Source organism: Vibrio harveyi NBRC 15634 = ATCC 14126 = KCTC 12724, assembly GCF_001591145.1.
GTDB classification, from domain to species: Bacteria; Pseudomonadota; Gammaproteobacteria; order Enterobacterales; family Vibrionaceae; genus Vibrio; species Vibrio harveyi.
In genome coordinates this window covers 22,533-43,533 of the sequence record NZ_BCUF01000021.1, presented here as the reverse complement: position 1 = coordinate 43,533, position 21,001 = coordinate 22,533, and the positions used below count along the sequence as shown (strand labels likewise).

The window sequence follows — 21,001 nt, the reverse complement described above, 5'->3', positions numbered from 1 at the left end:
AGTTATTCTTTTGATTTAATTGCTAATAATTAGGAAAACTCGTTCAATGTGTCTTACGCTTTGGTTAGATCTTGCGCGAAGGTTTGAGTTAGGGTTTTGTCAATTTTTTGTCGTCATGTTTGCAGATGGTGAGGAATAGGCGCAGACTTTCGCGCCTGCTATTCAACGCATAAATGAGGCACGAATGAAAACTGGTGATAAGCAATTTGCTGTAATTGGTCTAGGTCGTTTCGGCTTGGCCGTTTGTAAAGAACTGCAGGATTCAGGTTCACAAGTTTTGGCGGTAGACATTAACGAAGACCGAGTGAAAGAAGCGGCGGGATTTGTTAGCCAAGCCATCGTAGCGAACTGTACTCATGAAGAGACAGTCGCAGAACTCAAGCTTGATGATTATGACATGGTCATGATTGCTATCGGTGCAGACGTCAATGCCAGCATCCTCGCAACACTTATCGCAAAAGAAGCGGGTGTGAAATCGGTTTGGGTAAAAGCGAATGATCGCTTCCAAGCGCGTGTACTACAAAAAATTGGTGCAGACCACGTCATCATGCCAGAGCGTGATATGGGTATTCGTGTGGCGCGTAAGATGCTGGACAAACGTGTGTTGGAGTTTCATCCACTAGGCAGTGGCTTAGCCATGACAGAGTTTGTGATTGGCTCTCGTTGGATGGGCAAAACACTTGGCGATTTAGCCTTATGTAAGGTGGAAGGTGTACAAGTGCTTGGCTTTAAACGCGGTCCAGAAATCACCAAAGCACCGGATCTCAATTCAACGCTGGAGATCGGCGATCTCATCATTGTTGTGGGACCCCAAGACAAACTTGCGAGCAAGTTGAAATCACTATGAAGCAATTTCATCAGAGAGGCGTGTTTTACGCCCCAGATGGCAAACGAGATAAAGCGAAAGGTGGCGAACCGCGCATTATATTGCTGAGCTTTCTCGGTGTGTTATTGCCTTCTGCTGTTTTGCTGACCCTGCCGGTTTTTTCTGTAACCGGGCTTTCTATCACTGACGCTTTATTCACTGCGACTTCGGCTATCAGTGTAACGGGGCTTGGTGTCGTAGATACCGGGCAGCACTTTACCTTGGCGGGTAAAGTGCTATTGATGTTCTTAATGCAAATTGGTGGGCTAGGGCAGATGACGCTGTCTGCGGTGCTGCTGTATATGTTTGGTGTTCGTTTGAGTTTGCGTCAACAAGCACTTGCGAAAGATGCATTAGGGCAAGATCGTCAAGTCAACTTACGTAAATTGGTCAAGAAAATCGTTGTCTTTGCTCTGATTGCTGAGACCATTGGATTTATCTTCCTATCTTTCCGCTGGGTGCCAGAAATGGGCTGGCAAACAGGCATGTTTTATGCGCTGTTTCATTCTATTTCAGCATTCAATAACGCAGGATTTGCGTTGTTCTCCGATAGTATGATGAGCTTTGTTAACGACCCGGTGGTGATTTTCACCCTAGCGGGTTTGTTTATCTTCGGTGGCTTGGGCTTCACCGTGATCGGTGATTTATGGCTGCATTGGCGTAAAGGCTTTCACTTTTTGCATCTGCACACCAAAATCATGTTGATCGCGACACCTGCATTGCTTGGTGTCGGTACTATTTTGTTTTGGCTACTGGAAAGACATAACCCAAATACCATGGCGTCTTTGCCTGTTGCGGGGCAATGGCTAGCGGCTTTCTTCCAATCGGCAAGTGCACGTACCGCTGGGTTTAACAGCGTAGATTTGGCTCAGTTTACCCAACCTGCTTTGTTAGTGATGATCGTACTGATGTTGATTGGTGCGGGCTCAACCTCTACAGGTGGTGGTATTAAAGTGTCGACTTTTGCAGTGGCATTTATGGCAACATGGGCGTTCTTGCGCCAGAAAAAGCATGTTGTGATCTTTAAACGCACGGTGAATTGGCAAACCGTAACCAAGTCATTAGCGATTATCGTGGTAAGTGGCGCTATCCTCACCACTGCGATGTTTTTGTTGATGATTACTGAGAAAGCCGCGTTTGATAAGGTGATGTTTGAAACCATTTCTGCCTTTGCGACGGTAGGTTTGACGGCTGGATTGACAGCAGAACTGTCGGAACCAGGTAAGTACATCATGATCGTTGTGATGATCATCGGTCGTATTGGTCCATTGACACTAGCCTACATGCTGGCGCGACCAGAACCGACATTAATTAAATACCCAGAAGATAACGTTTTAACAGGTTAATTGCATTTTAATCTTTTAATATTAATAGCTTACGCGAGAGTTTTGATTATTCGGCTCTCGCATTTTTTATAAAATTAGTGAGCGAATGCAAATAATTTCGATCTACTCCTGTCACAGCATTTCATTCCTTCTCGATTTCTGTACTATTTCATAGCTCCACTATATATAACTTGTTGTAATCATTTGCATATGAGATGCATGGCTTACACATCGAACTCATGGAGCCGTAGTTTGAAGTTAAAGACTCTCGCACTCACCATGTTGACCGCGCTGATTTCTGGTCACAGCATGGCAACCACACCCCCATCTCCTATTTGGCAACCCGTGACTCTCAGTGATGGGACGGTCAGTGAAATTCTGGTTCGCGGTACCGCTAGTTTCTACTGGCATGAAGATAAGCAAGGAAATGCATTAATCAAAGACGGTGATACTTGGTTTTTTGCTGAGATCAAGCGAGAAGCGGATCAGCCGCTACTTGTCTCGACTGGAGTAGAAAAAACACAATCTGCAATCGCTCCACAAGTATCGAAAAACCGCCCTGATGTACTATTAAAACCTTCTCTTTCTTCTTTGAGAACACTAGAACCCCAAGCTCGTGCAAACTTGATGCGCCAAGCTCAGCAAGGATACCGAGCAATGAGTTCATCGAGTGTGGTTCAACAGCCTTTGCTGGTGGTTGAGGTGTCGTTTAATAACCAGACTATGGTTAACGATTTTCAACAGTTGGTGTTTGGCGAAAATCGTCAAAGCGTGGTGGATTATTATGACAAGAACTCACATGGGAAGTATCGCGTCGTACCAGCGAAGGAAAGCTATGGCACTGCGGATGATGGCGTTATTAGTGTCACGGTGAACCAAAACCATCCTAACTGTAGCACCAAAACCAGCGGTGATGCTTGTAATACCAAGCTTAAGGCGGTTTTTTCTGAGGCGTACCAAAAGCTAGACCAATACATCAACTTAGCTCAATACGACACCGACAGCAGCGGTCGTGTCGAACCAACAGAGCTCTCGGTTATGTTTGTTTTTGCTGGTGGGGACTTGGCGGCAAACCAGCTAGATCGTCCTTCTATATGGCCGCACAAATACTCACATGATGCGGTGTCAATCGACGGAACTACCATCAGAGACTACTGTGTGTTTGCTGACTTTCAGCAGACGCATCAATCCACATTGGGGGTGATCGTCCATGAACTTGGTCACCTGATGCTTGGGTTACCGGATTTGTACTCTTACAACAGCGATGCATCTATTGGTCAGTGGGGCGTGATGGGTGGTGGGTCTTGGGCGAAGAAAGAAGGCGACCGTTATGCTGGAGATACACCGGTCAACATGAGCGCTTGGAGTAAGCATGCTGCGGGCTTTGTACTGCCGGACATTGCGCAATCCAGCGATGAATCTGCTTCGGTTGAAAATGGGCAAGTGAAGCTCGTTTATCTTGATCCTTATCTTAAAGAGTTCGGTCCTCGTATCTACCTTGAGAATAGACGGTTTGAAGGGTACGACCGAGCATTGGTATCAGAAGGGGTGTTGGCAATGTCGGTGAATATCTCAAATCGATTCAACGATGTCGGTGATATGCAGGTGCAGATCATGCAAGCTGACGGACGCAAACAATTGGAAGCCGGTTTTCCTAGCGACGATCGAGATCTTTATCCAAATGGTGGCACGAGCATTTCTGACGATTCCAACCCTAGTTTGACCGGCATAGCAGGCTTTAACACGGGTGTTCGTATCTCAAATATCTCAAGTGAATCAAACTCGGCAACGTTTTCATTAACCATGCCAAGTGAGCCAAACAAGTCGGCGTGGCAAAACTCGTTCCATCGAGGATATGTTTACCCAAGCTCTGATGACGCTTTGGCTGTCTCTTTGGATCTTAAAGTGGCTTCAGAATTGGATGGCTTGCAACTTTATGTGACACCTAATGACAATGCTGGGGTGATGAACTACAAGGTATGGCGTTTCCCACATCCTGGATTTGAATCGTTCAGTTTGCAGTTCGATCAAAATGAGGCGCAGCTTCTGCAGGAAGGCTCACTTCGTAGCAGCACTCGTATTCTGTTTGAACAGCCAAGTCGCATAGCGGCAGGTAAGCATTTGCTTGTGGTTGAAATTGAGAACGGGCGTTTTGAATCTAACTATAACTTTAGAAGCACCTTAGCGACGGAACAAGAAGCAGTGCCAACGATTTGGGCAGGAGATCGTGAACGTATTTACTCTTCAGGTTTAATGCGTCAAAACTTCTCTTACATTCCTTTTAGCGCACTGTTTGATATTGATTCAAGCAATATCGTAGAGGCTAAAACGGACACGGTGACGACGGACAAAAACGTGCCTGTAACGCTTGCGCTTACGTCGAATGACTTTATTGCCCCTGGCTATCAATTCAATGTGGAATACACGCAACAACCTACGCATGGCACATTGAGCGGCACCCAATACATACCTAAAGAAAACTTCGTGGGTAATGACAGTTTCCAATATCGTCTTGTTTCTTCAGATGGCGCACTGAAATCGCTGCCAGTGGCGGTGCAAGTGCGTGTTAATGGTCAAAATGAAGCGCCAACAGCCAATGCCAAAGTTGATTCCAGTAGCATGACAGCGAACGGGCAAGGCAGCTTGTCAGCTTCTTCAAGCTCTGACCCTGATGGTGATGCGCTTAACTATAGATGGCAGCAAACGACGGGTACTAAAGCCATTATTTCAGATGCGAATAGTGTGAACGCGAAGTTTACTGTGGCGCAAGGAACGAAGGCGGGCGAGACGCTTACCTTCCAAGTGACGGTCACGGACCCTAGTGGTTTGTCTGCAACCGCGACGGTTAGTGTTGATGTTGAGAACACGCCGCCGGTTACTAATCAAGATAGCGCCAGTGTTGAGTCTGGAAAGAGCATTATGATCAACGTGCTCGCCAATGATTCAGATTTCAATGAAGATCGCTTAGTGTTGCAGAGCGTGAGTAATCCATCCGGCGTGGGAACGGCAAGTGTGGTGGATGGAAAGATCCAATACCAAGCACCTCAAGATCAAGTGACGAATGTTCAACTGGAATACACCGTGTCGGATGGGAATGGTGGCTTGGCGACTGGCTCAGTGAATGTGTCAGTGGTGGCTTCGGTAAGCAGCTTAAGTTTTGACAATTCGGATAGTGGCGGTGGTGCTTTGTCTTACTGGGCACTATTGTTATTAGGGCTGTTTGGCTGGCGTCGTCGCGAGCAATAAGCGTCTCTTGTTCATTCATTAAAGCCACTCAGCCGAGTGGCTTTTTTATTTCTTTAGTTGTCTCGTCCCGTAGTACAGTGACGCGTTGTGAAGTCATCTCATGTTGGTCTGTCGTTATCGGTATTTCGTAAATACCCATGAATAATTCGTGGCTGAAGAGAAACCTGTTCAGCGCTTATACTCACGTTTAGGAAGTCGTTTTATTAAGGAACTACTATGTCCATCTGGGAAGGTGTTAATTTCACCCATCGCTTCAGTGACCTGCCATCTGCGTTTTTCACTTATGTCACGCCACAGCCTTTAGATAACACACGTTGGGTTGTTTGGAACGGAGAATTAGCGAAGCAATTTGGCTTACCAGAAAGCGCGAATGAAGAGTTGTTGAATGTGTTTGCAGGGCAAAACGAATTTGCATCATTTGCTCCTTTGGCAATGAAGTACGCAGGGCATCAATTTGGCGTGTACAACCCGGATTTAGGTGACGGTCGCGGGTTGTTACTGGCTGAGATGCAGCACCAAAATGGCACTTGGTTTGATATTCACCTCAAAGGAGCAGGGCTCACGCCGTACTCACGGATGGGGGATGGTCGGGCAGTATTGCGCTCTACGATCCGCGAATATCTGTGTAGTGAAGCCATGGCTGGGTTAGGCATTCCTACGACCAGAGCGCTTGGCATGATGGACAGCGATACGCCTGTTTACCGTGAGAAGATGGAATATGGCGCGCTACTGATTCGAATCGCTGAAACGCACATTCGCTTCGGTCACTTTGAGCATTTTTTCTACACCAACCAACTTAGTGAGCAAAAGTACCTCGCTGATAAAGTCATCGAGTGGTATTTCCCAGATTGTTTAGAAGTGGAGAAACCATATGCTGCCATGTTCGAGACCATCGTGGAGAAAACCTCAGTGATGATTGCGTACTGGCAAGCCTATGGTTTTGCCCACGGTGTGATGAATACCGACAACATGTCGATACTTGGGCAAACTTTTGATTATGGACCGTTTGGCTTCCTCGACGACTACGATCCTAATTACATCTGCAACCATTCGGACTACCAAGGGCGTTATGCCTTTGAACAGCAACCACGTATCGCTCTTTGGAACCTTTCGGCTTTAGCACATTCTTTGTCACCGCTTGTGCAGCGGGAAGATCTGGAGGCAGCACTAGGAAAGTTTGAAATGCGCCTTAGCCAGAAGTTCAGTGAATTGATGCGCGCCAAGCTCGGTCTTTTGACCAAAATAGAAGAAGACGGACGCTTGTTCGAAGCCATGTTTGAACTGTTGAACCAAAACAAAACGGACTACACGCGATTCTTCCGTGAGTTGTCTAACTTAGACGTTAACTCGTCCCAAGCTGTGATTGATTTGTTTATTGATCGAGAAGCTGCAAGTGCATGGGTAGACTTATATCTTGCCCGCTGTGAGTTGGAAGTGGACGAGCGCGGTGAGTGCGTATCAGCAGAAACTCGCTGTGAAAAGATGCGTCGAGCGAATCCAAAATACATCTTGCGTAACTACCTAGCTCAACTTGCCATTGATAAGGCAGAGGAAGGAGACTTCAGTGAAGTAAGCCGTCTGGCTGAATTGCTCAAGCGTCCTTATGACGAGCAGCCAGAGTTGGATGACTACGCCAAACTGCCTCCAGAGTGGGGGAAAAAGATGGAAATTAGCTGCTCTTCTTAAATGTGTCATTCTCCACCCATCACGCAGATTAGCATGGGTGGATTTAACCCCTTTTTGCTCTGGCTAACTTTTGACTTTAACTTAACTTGCTGATTTTAAATTGATAATTTAGTTGGTCTACAACTTGCTCCTTGTTGAACATCTGTACCCATCACCCTCTGCCCGTTTGGTATTCATGGAAAGGATGGGATGTGATTCAACAAGGAGAATAATAATGTTCAAGCCTCTAACCCTTTTGTCTGTATCTGCTCTAGCCATCACCAGCTTTAATGCTGCTGCAAACTGTGACCCTGGTGAAACCGTGATCAAGTTCAGTCACGTAACGAACACAGATAAACACCCTAAAGGCATTGCTGCCTCGCTACTGGAAAAGCGTGTAAATGAAGAGATGAACGGCAAAGTTTGCATGCAGGTCTTCCCTAACTCGACGCTTTACGACGACAACAAGGTGCTTGAAGCTCTGCTTAATGGTGATGTTCAACTCGCTGCCCCTTCTCTTTCTAAGTTTGAGAAATTCACCAAGAAATACCGCATCTTCGACCTTCCTTTCCTTTTTGAGGATGTGGCGGCTGTCGACCGTTTCCAAAACTCGGAATCCGGTGAAAAGCTAAAAAATGCAATGAAGCGTCGTGGCTTGCAAGGTCTGGCATTTTGGCATAACGGTATGAAGCAAATGTCTGCCAACAAGCCATTGATGTTGCCTAGCGATGCGGAAGGTTTGAAGTTCCGTGTACAAGCTTCCGACGTATTGGTGGCTCAGTTCGAACAGCTTGGTGCAAACCCTCAAAAAATGTCATTTAAAGAAGTGTATGGCGGTCTTCAAACCAAAGTTATCGATGGTCAGGAAAACACATGGTCGAACATTTACGGTAAGAAGTTCTTCGAAGTACAAGATGGCATTACTGAAACTAACCACGGCATCCTAGATTACTTAGTTGTGACATCGAACGATTTCTGGAAAAAGTTACCAGACGATCAGCGCGAACAGCTTAATACCATTATTCAAGAAGTGACGGCTCAGCGTAATGCCGAGTCAACCAAGGTGAACCTTGCGAATAAGAACAACATCATTGAAGCCGGTGGTGTGGTTCGTACTTTAACGCCTGAGCAGCGTCAAGAGTGGGTGACGGCACTGCAACCTGTGTGGAAGAAATTCGAGAAAGACATTGGTTCAGATCTTATCAATGCCGCTCTTGCTTCCAACCAATAATCAAACAGCCCAAGTTCTTTGGGCTCATAAGTAAAAAGTACTAAGCACTACGATTGGTCCTCGCGTACTCCAATATGGAGGAGGGGGACCCTTTTATCCCAATAATGACGTGATGTAATTATGGAACAGACTTTTTTTTCCAAGGCAGGACGAGTCACCGATGCGATTGAAGAAACGCTGATCGCGTTCTTTCTTGGTGCAATGACGTTGCTGACTTTTGCCAATGTTATTTTCCGCTATGTCTTTAACGACAACATCCTTTGGGCACTTGAGTTGACGGTATTCATGTTCGCATGGATGGTTCTGGTCGGTGCCTCTTACGGTGTGAAGAAGCACTTTCATATCGGTGTTGATGTCATCATTAACATGGTCCCTGAAGGCAAACGTAAGATCCTCGCACTGCTTGCTGCTGTGTGTTGTTTGGCATTTTCCATTCTACTGTTAATCGGCTCTTGGAATTACTGGTATCCGTTTGTCACTGAGCGTGCATGGTATGAAACCGACGATATTCCTATGCCTGAGATGTTTCAGTTTCTAGCGGATTGGCTCAACGAAGGGGAACGTTATGAGAAACTTCCTCGTTTTATTCCTTACTTTGCTTTACCTCTTGGTATGGCACTTCTGACTTTTCGTTTTGTACAAATCACATGGCAGATCGCGACGGGTAAGTTAGACCGTTTGATTGCAGGTCATGAAGCAGAAGAAGAGTTGGAAGCACTTAAAGAAGAACTGAGCGAAGCCGCTGATGCGATTCCAAACGGCTCTTCGTCATCAGATCGCAAGGAGCAATAAATCATGGATATTCTGTTGTTATTCTTGATGGTCATTGGCTTCATGTTGATTGGTGTGCCAATTGCTGTCTCACTGGGTCTGTCCAGTATTCTTTTCTTATTGATGCACTCAGATGCTTCTCTTGCATCGGTAGCACAAACCTTATTTAACGCGTTTGCTGGCCACTACACCTTGTTAGCGATACCTTTCTTTATTTTGGCCTCTAGCTTTATGTCTACGGGTGGCGTTGCCAAGCGCATTATCCGCTTCGCGATTGCCATTGTAGGTTGGTTCCGCGGTGGGTTAGCGATGGCATCAGTTGTGGCTTGCATGATGTTTGCTGCACTTTCTGGCTCGTCCCCTGCGACGGTGGTTGCGATCGGTAGTATCGTTATCGCTGGTATGATCAAAAACGGTTACTCCAAAGAGTTTGCTGCAGGCGTGATCTGTAATGCGGGTACGCTGGGTATTTTGATTCCTCCTTCGATTGTGATGGTGGTGTACGCCGCTGCAACTGATGTGTCGGTTGGACGTATGTTCCTTGGTGGTGTTATTCCAGGCTTACTTGCGGGAGTGATGTTGATGATCGCCATTTACATTGCCGCACGAATCAAGAACTTGCCCAAACAGCCTTTCGTGGGTTGGAAAGAAACCTTTGATGCCGCCAAAGATGCGAGCTGGGGTCTGTTGTTGGTGGTGATCATTTTGGGTGGTATCTACGGCGGTATCTTTACCCCAACAGAAGCGGCGGCAGTGGCGGCGGTGTATTCCTTCTTCATTGCCAACTTCGTTTACAAAGATATGGGTCCCTTTGCTGATAAGCAAAATAGTAAACCAGCCTTAGTTAAAGTGTTTCAGACTTTCGTTCATAAAGACACCAAACACACCTTGTATGAAGCAGGCAAGCTGACCATCATGTTACTGTTTATCATTGCCAACGCTTTGATTCTTAAGCATGTGCTGACAGAAGAACGCATACCGCAAATGATCACTGAATCTATGCTGTCGGCGGGGCTAGGTCCTATTACTTTCTTGATTGTCGTGAACGTGCTGCTGTTGATTGGTGGTCAGTTTATGGAACCTTCTGGCTTGTTGATCATTGTGGCACCGCTAGTGTTCCCAATAGCGATCGCTCTGGGCATCGATCCGATTCACCTTGGCATCATGATGGTCGTTAACATGGAAATTGGCATGATTACGCCACCTGTTGGACTTAACTTATTTGTGACTGCTGGGGTCGCCAAAATGTCGATGATGAATGTGGTTAAAGCGGCGCTACCGTGGGTGGCGGTGATGTTCTTATTCCTCATTATCGTGACGTACGTTCCTTGGGTGTCAACTTGGTTGCCAACGACGCTGATGGGACCGGAAATCATTACTAAGTAGCGGCGAGCAAGTGAACGGTGAGAGCCGAAACAGTTAAAACAAAAGAGGTGTGACGATTCACACCTCTTCGTTTATTGACTTGTAGGAAGGTCTACGAGGGTCGGGATTGACTCTGCGCTCGTAACCAAGCCACTTCTTTCTATTTTTGCGCCGATCTTCACCGGATCGCCTTTCTTCCTGATAATGCCCGTCGACCATCACGGTATCTGTGATAACGGGTATCCTGATTTTCTCTGTCATATCCATATGAACCATTAATCTCTTGCTAGTAAAAAGTATGATTCAAGTTGGATATAACAACAAACCGCAAACGGCGTTTTATTTATATAGATCTTTATCTATCTGATAGCGTTGCATTTTGTCATACAGAGTTTTTCGAGGCACATTCAATTGTTCCATCGTTTGCTTGATACTCCCGCTGTTCTCCAGTAGAGCACTCTCTATGGCTGCTTTTTCAAACTCTGCCACTTGTTCAGAAAGGCTCGATGGGGAAGTAGGTGTGCACGAAGCGTCGCCTAGCTGTATCAGTTTCCCAAGTAAAACAAATCGTTCTGCCGCGTTACGTAACTCACGCACATTACCCGGCCAATCATGTGCCATTAACTGAGCCAAATCTTGTGAGGAGAGGCTAGGGGAGGTTTTCCCATAGCGTGATGCGGCAACCAGTAAAAAGTGGTGGAATAGTGCGGGAATATCTTCCTTACGCTCGCGCATCGGCGGTAAATCCAGTGTTACCACATTGAGGCGATAATAGAGGTCTTGGCGAAATGTGCCTTGTTCAGAGGCTTGCTTTAAGTCCACCTTTGTTGCTGCAATCACTCGAATATCCAATGGCAATAACTCATTGGAACCAACCCGCTCAATCACTCTTTCTTGCAAAACGCGCAGTAAACGGATTTGTGCTTGAACTGGCATAGATTCGATTTCATCCAAAAATAACGTGCCACCCTGTGCAAATTCAAACTTACCGATGCGACGACTTTCTGCTCCGGTAAACGCCCCTTTTTCGTGACCATAAAGCTCGCTTTCGATGAGGTTCTCAGGTACTGCCCCACAGTTTACCGCGACAAAGTTTTGGTTCCGACGAGAGCTTTGTTCGTGCAGAGAGCGAGCTATCAGTTCTTTACCTGTCCCCGTTTCTCCAAACAGCAATATATCCGCATCGGTGTCAGCAATGTGAGTGATGGTTTCACGTAGCAGTTGGATACTTTCGGTTTCTCCAATAATACGTGGTCCCAAGGTTTGACTGGCTTTCAGGGATTGACGCAGTTTCTCATTTTCATTCGTCAGTTTGCGTTTCTCAATTGCGCGTTTGACGGTTTCTACCAGATGCTCAGGTGCAAATGGTTTTTCAATAAAGTCATAGGCTCCTTGATGAAGAGCTTGAACTGCCATTGAAATGTCGCCGTGTCCTGTGATCATGATGACGGGTAAATTTGGGTCGCGCTGGGTTAATGTGGTCAGTAAATCCATACCAGAAATGCCCGGCAAACAGATGTCGGTGACGACCACTCCCGAGCCTTCTCCTTGTTGCATCGCGATTAAAGCCGACTCTGCATCCGGAAAAAACTTGGCTTCTATGTCTGCCAGTTCAAAGGTTTGTTCGATCGCCAGTCTGAGATCGGCTTCGTCATCAATAAAAAACACCTGACACATAGTTCAATCCTTTTGTTATGTGGTGTGTGATGAAATAAGAGGTAAGCAAATGGAGAATCGAGCTCCGCCTTGCTCTCGATTCTGGGCGCTTAATTTGCCATTCATACCAGCTAAAATTTGTTGCGATATCGAGAGCCCTAAACCTAAGCCATTTTGCTTGGTGGTTAAAAAGGGTTCGCATAGCTGTGAAAAGGTGAACTCTCCGAGCCCCGTGCCATTATCATCGACATAAATCCATACGAGTTCGGCTTTTATATCTTTTTCGATAGACAAATGGACTTGCTTGTTTTCTTGCCCTTTGGTCGCTTCTATAGCGTTGGTCAATAAGTTCACCAGCACTTGTTCGAGTTGAATTGTGTTGATCTGTACTTCTACGTCTTGTTCTATGAGTTTGGTATTTAATGTCACTCGGGCTGATTTGAATGCCGGCTTCATCAGTTCTTTTGCGGAGGCAATAACGGGCAGAAGGTGAGTTTGCGCCAGCTCGTTCCCACTGGTCTTCTTAGCAAAAGAGCGCAGCTGCTGACTGATGTTCGCCATTCTGTCGGTCAGGGCGGATATACGCGTTAAGTTATCTTCCGTCCGTTCATATTTCTCTTTGTGCAAGAAAAGCTTACCGTTTTCAGCAAAACTGCGAATGGCGGCGAGGGGATTATTGAGTTCATGACTGATGCTTGCCGACATTTGTCCCAGCACAGCAAGTTTTGCGGCTTGCACCAGCTCGTCTTGGGTAACGCGTAAGGTTTGCTCTGTCTCGATACGTTGTGCTATCTCTGCTTGCAATTCAGCGGTGCGAGCCATTACCTGATATTCCAATTTCTGATTTGCTTCTTGCTGAATGCGTTCGATTTGTCGATGGCGCTGCTGGCGATGATAAATGAGCTGCCCAACGAGAAAGAGCACAGTAAAAACAAGCGTGAGAACAAGCAAATAGCCCATAGTGAACCAGATGACAGATTGCTTAGGAGAAAGCACTCGGATAGTGAGTTTGAGGTTTTCTAAAGGTAAGGATGAAACCACTAGTGTCCCTTTGTTATAGGGGTAGCCTTGCTTCGCTTCGGTATGCGCTAAGCTCATGTCACCGACGAATCCAAGTGAGTCGATTGTGGTGTTCAAATATTGCCTGCTTGCCCACACCTCTGCTGCAGTTGGCTCTTCGAGAGGCTGCAGGCTTTTGAACAACCAGTCATTGCGACTGCTCATAAATACAATACCGTTCGGGTCACTGGCTACGAAAACGCTGTTGGGTTGTTGCCAGTTGTCCTCTATCTTACTCAGATCCATTTTAACCACGACGACGCCGATCACCCCCCCAGCATAGACAATAGGGTAAGAGTAGTAATAACCACGCTTACCCGATGTTGAACCCAGCGCGTAATATTGGCTGCGTTGCCCTGTAATCGCTTGTTTAAAATAGGGACGAAAAGCAAAGTTGCGTCCGACGAAAGAACGTTCTTTACGCCAGTTGCTTGCAGCGATCGTTGTTCCCCATTTGTCTATTAAATAGGTGTCAGCCGCTTCAATGACGCCATTGACCGATTCTAAGTATCGATTGGTGATTTCAAGTTGTGCGCTGTTTTCTGGGTTAAGTAGCGCTTCGACCAAAGGTTCATCCTTAGAAAGCAGGTGTGGGATGTGAGCATATTTATCTAACTTATTTTGAATATGGCTAGAAAAGCGCTCCAACTGCGATTGATGTTTGTCGAGTAATGACTGGTAGCTATGGCTCCAAACCCAGTGACCACCGATGAACGCGCAGAGGAAATAGAAGGCGAAAAAAATCAGTATAATACGGTTTCTCTGCGACATCCCACGCTCCTTGACATCTTCCTTTTGTCACGTAAGAAAATGTTAATAGTTTGTAGAGATGAATAGGGATTTAGTTTCCAACTCTGTGGAGTAAAACAAGAGCAAGATCTCTTTTTAGGCTTTTCAATAAAAAAAGCTGTCGATTCTCTTGAAAAAGTCGCTATTGTCCCCATTCTAGATATGCTGACAGCGATGAAGCGGTGTTCAAATCGCATTTTTCGCTAATTTTGGGGTCAGTATTCGAGAATTTAGCGCAGACAATGTCCACATAGTGGCTATTGGCTCGACAGGGTAGCGACAGATCGCTAGAATGTCGCGTCTAAAAATTCTGTCCTGAGGCTAATAGGAGATACCTTTGGTGATGACACCGAAGATATCACTGATTAGTCCGATGTTGATTTTCAGCATCGATACTCGATTTTAAATTAGGTGTTCGGACAGGACACTACACAAGGATGAAGCGTGAACTCCGGAGAGTCTCGCTCATACGCTCGGACAAACCGAGCCACTTTAGAGGTTTATAAATAATGCAAGTTACTGTTGAAACGCTAGAAGGCCTAGAGCGCCGTCTAAACATTACTGTTCCAGCTGCAAACATCGAAGACGCTGTAACAGCTGAACTACGCAACATCGCTAAAAACCGTCGTTTCGATGGTTTCCGTAAGGGTAAAGTGCCTCTAAAAATGGTTGCTAAGATGTACGGCAAAGCAGTACGTCAAGACGTTCTTGGTGAAGTTATGCAACGCCACTTCATCGAAGCGATCGTAAAAGAGAAAATCAACCCAGCTGGCGCTCCAACTTTCGCTCCAGTTGAAAACAACGAAGGCGCAGACCTAGTTTTCACTGCAACTTTCGAAGTTTACCCAGAAGTTGAGCTTAAAGGTCTAGACAGCATCACTGTTGAAAAACCAACAACAGAAGTTAAAGATGCAGACGTAGAAGAGATGATCGAAACTCTACGTAAGCAACAAGCTACTTGGGCAGAAGTTGAAGAAGCTGCAGAAGCTGGTAAGCGTGTAAGCATCGATTTCGTTGGCTCTATCGACGGTGAAGAGTTCGAAGGCGGTAAAGCTGAGAACTTCCCACTAGAAATGGGCGCAGGTCGCATGATCCCAGGTTTCGAAGACGGTATCGAAGGTAAAACTAAAGGTATGGAATTCGAAATCGACGTAAACTTCCCAGAAGATTACCACGCTGAAAACCTAAAAGGTAAAGCAGCTAAGTTCGCAATCAAAGTGAACAAAGTTGAAGCTCGTGAACTACCAGAACTAAACGACGAGTTCGTTTCTAAGTTCGGTGTTGCTGAAGGTGGCGTTGAAGCACTTAAAGCTGAAGTTCGTAAGAACATGGAGCGCGAACTTAAGCAAGCTGTTAAGAACCGCATCAAAGAGCAAGCTATCGACGGTCTAGTTGAGCAAAACGAAATCGACGTACCAGCTGCACTTATCGACCAAGAAATCCAAGTTCTACGTCAACAAGCTGCACAACGCTTCGGTGGTAACCCAGAAGCAGCTGCACAGCTTCCACGTGAACTATTCGAAGAGCAAGCTAAACGTCGCGTAGTTGTAGGTCTTCTACTAGGCGAAGTAATCAAGTCTGAAGAGCTAAAAGCTGACGACGAGAAAGTGAAAGCGCTAATCGAAGAAATGGCAACTGCTTACGAAGATCCATCAGAAGTTATTGCTTACTACGAGCAAAACGAGCAAATGATGAACAACATGCGTAACGTTGCTCTAGAAGAGCAAGCTATCGACGCGATCATCGCTAAAGCACAGGTTACTGAGAAAGAAGTAAGCTTCAACGAGCTACTTAACCAACAACCTGCTGCTTAATAAGCAATATCTTGCGTAGAAGGTTGACTTAACGTCGACTATTCTGCTAACAATGGTCCGTATGATACACATCATCCGGGCCATTTATTTTAGGGACATAAGAATATGAGCTACCAAGAAAAAAACGCAATGTCGCCAATTATTGACGCGCTAGTGCCAATGGTGGTTGAACAAACTTCCCGCGGCGAACGCTCTTACGACATTTACTCACGCTTGCTTAAAGAGCGCGTGATCTTTTTAACTGGTCAAGTGGAAGACCACATGGCAAACCTTGTCGTGGCTCAGCTACTTTTCCTAGAATCTGAAAATCCAGATAAAGATATTTTCCTATACATCAACTCGCCAGGCGGCAGCGTGACTGCAGGTATGTCTATCTACGACACAATGCAGTTCATCAAACCAAATGTAAGCACAGTATGTATGGGTCAAGCTTGCTCTATGGGTGCGTTCCTGCTTGCAGGTGGTGCGCCAGGTAAGCGTTACGTTCTGCCTAATTCACGTGTGATGATCCACCAACCACTAGGTGGCTTCCAAGGTCAAGCTTCTGATATCCAAATTCATGCTCAGGAAATCCTGACTATCAAGCAGAAGCTAAACAACCTATTAGCAGAACATACTGGCCAGCCTCTTGAAGTGATTGAGCGCGATACTGATCGTGACAACTTCATGTCGGCAGATCAGGCAGTAGAATACGGTATTGTGGATGCAGTGTTGAGCCATCGCGGCGAGTAATTTAGCCAGCGCATTTTGGCTAAATTTGATATACACTCATTCATAAAGAGTAAAGGCTAAGAGGTTAGCGAATGACAGATAAAAGCAAAGAAAGCGGCAGCGGCAAATTGCTGTACTGCTCTTTCTGTGGCAAAAGTCAGCACGAAGTTCGCAAGCTAATCGCAGGTCCGTCAGTTTACATTTGCGACGAGTGTGTCGACTTATGTAACGATATCATTCGCGAAGAAATCAAGGATGTTCTCCCTAAGAAAGAATCTGAAGCGTTACCAACGCCAAAACAGATCCGTGAACACCTTGATGACTATGTGATCGGACAAGATTACGCGAAAAAAGTGCTCGCAGTTGCGGTATATAACCACTACAAGCGTTTACGCAATGGTGATACAACGAGCGAAGGTGTGGAACTTGGTAAAAGTAACATCCTTCTAATTGGTCCTACTGGTAGTGGTAAAACACTGCTTGCTGAGACACTAGCTCGATTCCTGGATGTGCCATTTACAATGGCTGACGCTACCACACTAACCGAAGCTGGTTATGTTGGTGAAGACGTTGAAAACATCATCCAGAAGCTTCTGCAAAAATGTGATTACGATGTAGCGAAGGCCGAACGCGGCATTGTATACATTGACGAAATTGACAAGATTTCTCGTAAAGCTGAAAACCCATCAATTACGCGTGACGTATCTGGTGAAGGTGTTCAGCAGGCGCTACTAAAACTTATCGAAGGCACGGTTGCATCGGTTCCACCACAAGGTGGTCGTAAGCATCCACAGCAAGAATTCCTACAAGTGGACACGTCTAAGATCCTGTTCATCTGTGGCGGTGCATTTGCTGGTCTAGATAAAGTGATTGAACAACGTGTAGCAACAGGCACAGGTATTGGTTTTGGCGCAGAAGTGCGCTCGAAGAACGAAACCAAAACCGTTGGTGAACTATTTACTCAGGTAGAACCTGAGGATCTAGTGAAGTACGGTTTGATCCCTGAGTTCATTGGTCGTCTGCCTGTAACAACAACACTGACAGAACTTGATGAAGAAGCGCTAATTCAGAGCCTATGTGAACCGAAGAACGCGTTGACCAAGCAATATGCAGCATTGTTCGAACTAGAAGACGCAGAACTTGAGTTCCGTGAAGACGCGTTGCGTGCTATCGCTAAAAAAGCGATGGAGCGTAAGACGGGTGCTCGTGGTCTACGTTCAATCTTAGAAAGCGTTCTGTTAGAAACCATGTATGAACTGCCATCAGCGACTGACGTAAGTAAAGTCGTGATTGATGAATCAGTAATTAACGGTGAATCAGAACCATTGCTCATCTACAGCAATGCCGATAATCAGGCAGCTGGAGCAGAATAAATTCAGCCATAAATAAAAAGGAGGTAAGTAATTACCTCCTTTTTTTATTTCTTTTATTGAATCCAAATAATTAGCCCCCATATACTGCCTTAAGTAATACGTTAAACGTGAAAGCGGAAGAGAGAATTATATGAACTTGGAACGTTCCGAGCGTATCGAGATCCCGGTATTACCTCTACGTGACGTAGTGGTATACCCACACATGGTTATTCCATTGTTTGTTGGTCGTGAGAAATCGATTAGCTGTCTAGAAACAGCGATGGAAACAAACAAACAAGTTCTGCTTGTGGCACAAAAGCAAGCTGACACTGACGAGCCGACGGTTGAAGACCTATTCGAAGTAGGTACAGTTGCAACCATTCTTCAACTTCTTAAGCTACCTGATGGCACAGTAAAAGTGCTCGTTGAAGGTCAGCAGCGCGCTAAAATCAACCATTTCAAAGAGAGCGAATTCTTCCTTGCTGAAGCGGAATTTGTGGTAACACCTGAGTTGGATGAGCGTGAGCAAGAAGTGATTGTTCGCAGTGCGATTAACCAATTTGAAGGCTTCATCAAACTAAACAAAAAAATCCCACCAGAAGTACTGACTTCTCTAAGCGGTATTGATGAAGCTGCGCGTCTAGCAGATACCATTGCTGCGCACATGCCTCTTAAGCTGGTGGACAAACAACAAGTACTTGAAATTATTGATGTAACTGAACGTCTAGAATTCCTAATGGGTCAGATGGAATCAGAAATCGATCTTCTTCAAGTAGAAAAGCGCATCCGCGGTCGCGTTAAGAAGCAGATGGAAAAGTCTCAGCGTGAGTACTACCTGAATGAGCAAATGAAAGCGATTCAGAAAGAACTTGGTGAGATGGAAGATGCGCCTGACGAGTTTGAAACGCTGAAGCAAAAGATTGAAGAATCGAAAATGCCTCAGGATGCACGTGAAAAGACAGAACAAGAGCTGCAAAAGCTTAAGATGATGTCTCCAATGTCGGCAGAAGCGACAGTTGTTCGCAGCTACATCGATTGGATGGTAAGCGTGCCTTGGAACAAGCGTTCTAAAGTGAAGAAGAACTTGGCGAAAGCCGAAGAGATTCTAAACGAAGACCATTACGGTCTAGAGCGTGTGAAAGAGCGTATTCTTGAGTACTTAGCGGTGCAGAACCGTATCAACAAGCTGAAAGGTCCAATCCTTTGTCTTGTAGGTCCTCCTGGTGTTGGTAAAACGTCTCTAGGTCGCTCAATTGCAGCGGCAACGGGTCGTAAATACACGCGTATGGCATTGGGTGGTGTACGTGATGAAGCGGAAATCCGTGGTCACCGTCGTACTTACATCGGCTCTCTGCCGGGTAAGCTAATTCAGAAAATGTCGAAAGTTGGTGTGAAAAACCCGCTGTTCCTTCTGGATGAAATCGACAAAATGTCTTCAGATATGCGTGGTGACCCATCATCAGCACTATTAGAAGTTCTAGACCCAGAGCAAAACAATGCGTTTAACGATCACTACCTAGAGGTAGATTACGATCTTTCTGACGTTATGTTCGTTGCTACATCGAACTCGATGGACATTCCTGGACCGCTATTGGATCGTATGGAAGTGATTCGTCTTTCTGGCTACACAGAAGACGAGAAACTAAACATTGCAAAACGCCACCTTGTTGATAAGCAAGTTAAGCGTAATGGTCTGAAACCAAACGAGATTACCATCGAAGATTCTGCAATCATCGGTATCATTCGTTACTACACGCGTGAAGCGGGTGTACGTAGCCTAGAGCGTGAAATTTCTAAGATCTGTCGTAAAGCAGTGAAGAACATCCTGCTTGATTCAAGCTTGAAGTCAGTGACAGTTACGATGGATAACCTGAAAGAATACCTAGGTGTTCAACGTCATGACTTTGGTAAGGCAGATGACAGCAACCGTATTGGTCAAGTAACTGGTCTCGCTTGGACTCAAGTGGGCGGCGATCTACTGACGATCGAAACGGAAGCGATGCCAGGTAAAGGTAAGTTGACGCAGACAGGTTCTCTTGGCGACGTAATGAAAGAGTCTATCCAAGCGGCGATGACGGTTGTACGTTCACGTGCTGAGAAGTTGGGTATTAATTCAGACTTCTACGAGAAACGTGATATTCACGTACACGTACCAGAGGGTGCGACACCAAAAGACGGTCCAAGTGCGGGTATCGCAATGTGTACTGCGCTAGTTTCTAGCTTGACAGGTAACCCTGTGAAAGCAGAAGTGGGTATGACGGGTGAAATCACTTTACGTGGTGAAGTTCTACCTATCGGCGGTCTAAAAGAGAAGTTACTTGCGGCACACCGTGGCGGCATCAAAACGGTACTGATTCCGAAAGACAATGAGCGTGATTTGGAAGAGATTCCAGAAAATGTTATCGCGGATCTGAAGGTTATCCCGGTACAGTGGATCGACGAAGTTCTTAAAGTTGCACTTGAGCGAGACCCGACGGGCGTTGAGTTTCAGTCTCAAAAATAGTGATGTGTAGCAAAAATAAGTAAAACTTTACGCTGATAGGCTTAAAAAGGCTTGTCAGCGTTTTTTTTGGACGCTAAGTTAAGTTCGATAGCTTCCAGCCCTTGAAGGATAAGGGTTGAAGCATATTTTTTTAATTATGGAACGAAAGTCATCACAAAAATAATCACAGATGACACAAAGGGGAAATCACAGTGAATAAAACTCAACTAGTAGAACAAATCGCAGAAAACGCAGACATCTCTAAAGCATCAGCTGGTCGCGCTCTAGACGCATTCATCGAAGCAGTTAGTGGTACGCTTCAGTCTGGTGACCAAGTTGCTCTTGTTGGCTTCGGTACATTCAGCGTACGTACTCGTGCAGCACGCACAGGTCGTAACCCAAAAACTGGTGAAGAAATCCAAATCGCAGAAGCTAAAGTACCTTCTTTCAAAGCTGGTAAAGCTCTAAAAGACGCTTGTAACTAATTTTTTGTGTCGAAGACACAAGAGCTGGTTCAGCTAACGGCCATTGCATAACTTTTGTCCAAATAGTCAGATTTGAACAAAATTTTACAAACTAAGAGCCGAACTTTCTTAAATTATGCGCATCCTACTGATGCGCATTTCTTTTTCTGATATTATCGCGACATTACATTTTCTATTAGAAGCAG

15 protein-coding genes and 1 pseudogene are annotated in these 21,001 nt (G+C 45.6%); 13 read left to right on the top strand and 3 right to left on the bottom strand.

All coding sequences use genetic code 11. The features are described 5' to 3' along the window. The first annotated feature begins 184 nt into the window (after positions 1 to 184). From VHA02S_RS12530 to VHA02S_RS12500, 7 genes are all read left to right on the top strand, one after another. The gene (locus tag VHA02S_RS12530) at positions 185 to 847 is read left to right on the top strand and encodes a potassium channel family protein (RefSeq protein ID WP_005446558.1); all 663 of its coding nucleotides are present in this window, start codon (positions 185 to 187) and stop codon (positions 845 to 847) included. Next, entirely contained in the window at positions 844 to 2,211 is a 1,368-nt protein-coding gene (locus VHA02S_RS12525) for a TrkH family potassium uptake protein (RefSeq protein WP_005446560.1), read from the top strand. Before VHA02S_RS12530 ends, VHA02S_RS12525 begins: the two co-directional genes overlap by 4 nt. 231 nt (positions 2,212 to 2,442) lie before the next feature. Further along, a complete protein-coding gene (locus tag VHA02S_RS12520) occupies positions 2,443 to 5,436 on the top strand; it encodes a M6 family metalloprotease domain-containing protein (protein ID WP_038898596.1) in 2,994 nt (997 codons plus the stop codon). 216 nt (positions 5,437 to 5,652) lie between these two features. Continuing rightward, positions 5,653 to 7,122 carry a protein adenylyltransferase SelO gene (locus VHA02S_RS12515; protein WP_038898577.1) on the top strand — a complete coding sequence of 490 codons (1,470 nt, stop codon included), beginning with the start codon at positions 5,653 to 5,655 and terminating at the stop codon, positions 7,120 to 7,122. Positions 7,123 to 7,336: 214 nt separating this feature from the next. Further along, positions 7,337 to 8,332 (top strand): TRAP transporter substrate-binding protein, encoded by a 996-nt coding sequence (locus VHA02S_RS12510; RefSeq protein ID WP_005446563.1) that lies wholly within the window; start codon positions 7,337 to 7,339, stop codon positions 8,330 to 8,332. Between the two features lie 120 nt (positions 8,333 to 8,452). Next, the gene (locus tag VHA02S_RS12505) at positions 8,453 to 9,124 is read left to right on the top strand and encodes a TRAP transporter small permease (protein ID WP_005446565.1); all 672 of its coding nucleotides are present in this window, start codon (positions 8,453 to 8,455) and stop codon (positions 9,122 to 9,124) included. A gap of 3 nt (positions 9,125 to 9,127) precedes the next feature. After that, the gene (locus VHA02S_RS12500; protein WP_038898576.1) at positions 9,128 to 10,489 is read left to right on the top strand and encodes a TRAP transporter large permease; all 1,362 of its coding nucleotides are present in this window, start codon (positions 9,128 to 9,130) and stop codon (positions 10,487 to 10,489) included. Between the two features lie 57 nt (positions 10,490 to 10,546). Here the strand turns inward: VHA02S_RS12500 and VHA02S_RS26350 are convergent, their stop codons facing one another. From VHA02S_RS26350 to VHA02S_RS12485, 3 genes are all read right to left on the bottom strand, one after another. Continuing rightward, complete coding sequence (locus VHA02S_RS26350; RefSeq protein WP_026000132.1) at positions 10,547 to 10,729, bottom strand: hypothetical protein; 183 nt, start codon at positions 10,727 to 10,729, stop codon at positions 10,547 to 10,549. A gap of 78 nt (positions 10,730 to 10,807) precedes the next feature. Further along, positions 10,808 to 12,145: a sigma-54-dependent transcriptional regulator gene (locus tag VHA02S_RS12490; protein WP_005446569.1), complete on the bottom strand. Its 1,338-nt coding sequence runs from the start codon at positions 12,143 to 12,145 to the stop codon at positions 10,808 to 10,810. Between the two features lie 15 nt (positions 12,146 to 12,160). Beyond that, on the bottom strand, positions 12,161 to 13,954 hold the full coding sequence (locus VHA02S_RS12485; protein ID WP_038898575.1) for a sensor histidine kinase: 1,794 nt from the start codon (positions 13,952 to 13,954) through the stop codon (positions 12,161 to 12,163). 39 nt (positions 13,955 to 13,993) lie between these two features. On the opposite strand from VHA02S_RS12485, the pseudogene VHA02S_RS26510 reads away from it, so the two are divergent. From VHA02S_RS26510 to hbs, 6 genes and pseudogenes are all read left to right on the top strand, one after another. Beyond that, positions 13,994 to 14,179: pseudogene (locus VHA02S_RS26510) on the top strand (hypothetical protein). A 302-nt stretch (positions 14,180 to 14,481) separates the two neighbouring features. After that, a complete protein-coding gene (tig, locus tag VHA02S_RS12480; RefSeq protein WP_009698344.1) occupies positions 14,482 to 15,786 on the top strand; it encodes a trigger factor in 1,305 nt (434 codons plus the stop codon). Positions 15,787 to 15,891: 105 nt separating this feature from the next. Continuing rightward, positions 15,892 to 16,518 (top strand): ATP-dependent Clp endopeptidase proteolytic subunit ClpP, encoded by a 627-nt coding sequence (gene clpP / locus VHA02S_RS12475; protein ID WP_005430931.1) that lies wholly within the window; start codon positions 15,892 to 15,894, stop codon positions 16,516 to 16,518. Between the two features lie 71 nt (positions 16,519 to 16,589). After that, a complete protein-coding gene (gene clpX / locus VHA02S_RS12470) occupies positions 16,590 to 17,870 on the top strand; it encodes an ATP-dependent protease ATP-binding subunit ClpX (RefSeq protein ID WP_038898574.1) in 1,281 nt (426 codons plus the stop codon). 130 nt (positions 17,871 to 18,000) lie between these two features. After that, positions 18,001 to 20,352 carry an endopeptidase La gene (gene lon / locus VHA02S_RS12465; RefSeq protein ID WP_005446574.1) on the top strand — a complete coding sequence of 784 codons (2,352 nt, stop codon included), beginning with the start codon at positions 18,001 to 18,003 and terminating at the stop codon, positions 20,350 to 20,352. A gap of 191 nt (positions 20,353 to 20,543) precedes the next feature. Then, positions 20,544 to 20,816 carry a non-specific DNA-binding protein Hbs gene (gene hbs, locus VHA02S_RS12460; protein ID WP_005430934.1) on the top strand — a complete coding sequence of 91 codons (273 nt, stop codon included), beginning with the start codon at positions 20,544 to 20,546 and terminating at the stop codon, positions 20,814 to 20,816. Positions 20,817 to 21,001: the final 185 nt, after the last annotated feature.

Excerpts from the sequence above, each read along its gene's own strand:
- VHA02S_RS12530 (WP_005446558.1), top strand. The coding sequence starts at position 185 with ATGAAAACTGGTGATAAGCAATTTGCTGTAATTGGTCTAGGTCGTTTC.
- VHA02S_RS12510 (WP_005446563.1), top strand. The coding sequence starts at position 7,337 with ATGTTCAAGCCTCTAACCCTTTTGTCTGTATCTGCTCTAGCCATCACC.
- clpP (WP_005430931.1), top strand. The coding sequence starts at position 15,892 with ATGAGCTACCAAGAAAAAAACGCAATGTCGCCAATTATTGACGCGCTA.
- VHA02S_RS12500 (WP_038898576.1), top strand. The coding sequence starts at position 9,128 with ATGGATATTCTGTTGTTATTCTTGATGGTCATTGGCTTCATGTTGATT.
- lon (WP_005446574.1), top strand. The coding sequence starts at position 18,001 with ATGAACTTGGAACGTTCCGAGCGTATCGAGATCCCGGTATTACCTCTA.
- clpX (WP_038898574.1), top strand. The coding sequence starts at position 16,590 with ATGACAGATAAAAGCAAAGAAAGCGGCAGCGGCAAATTGCTGTACTGC.
- VHA02S_RS12490 (WP_005446569.1), bottom strand. The coding sequence starts at position 12,145 with ATGTGTCAGGTGTTTTTTATTGATGACGAAGCCGATCTCAGACTGGCG.
- VHA02S_RS26350 (WP_026000132.1), bottom strand. The coding sequence starts at position 10,729 with ATGACAGAGAAAATCAGGATACCCGTTATCACAGATACCGTGATGGTC.
- VHA02S_RS12515 (WP_038898577.1), top strand. The coding sequence starts at position 5,653 with ATGTCCATCTGGGAAGGTGTTAATTTCACCCATCGCTTCAGTGACCTG.
- VHA02S_RS12505 (WP_005446565.1), top strand. The coding sequence starts at position 8,453 with ATGGAACAGACTTTTTTTTCCAAGGCAGGACGAGTCACCGATGCGATT.
- VHA02S_RS12485 (WP_038898575.1), bottom strand. The coding sequence starts at position 13,954 with ATGTCGCAGAGAAACCGTATTATACTGATTTTTTTCGCCTTCTATTTC.
- tig (WP_009698344.1), top strand. The coding sequence starts at position 14,482 with ATGCAAGTTACTGTTGAAACGCTAGAAGGCCTAGAGCGCCGTCTAAAC.
- VHA02S_RS12525 (WP_005446560.1), top strand. The coding sequence starts at position 844 with ATGAAGCAATTTCATCAGAGAGGCGTGTTTTACGCCCCAGATGGCAAA.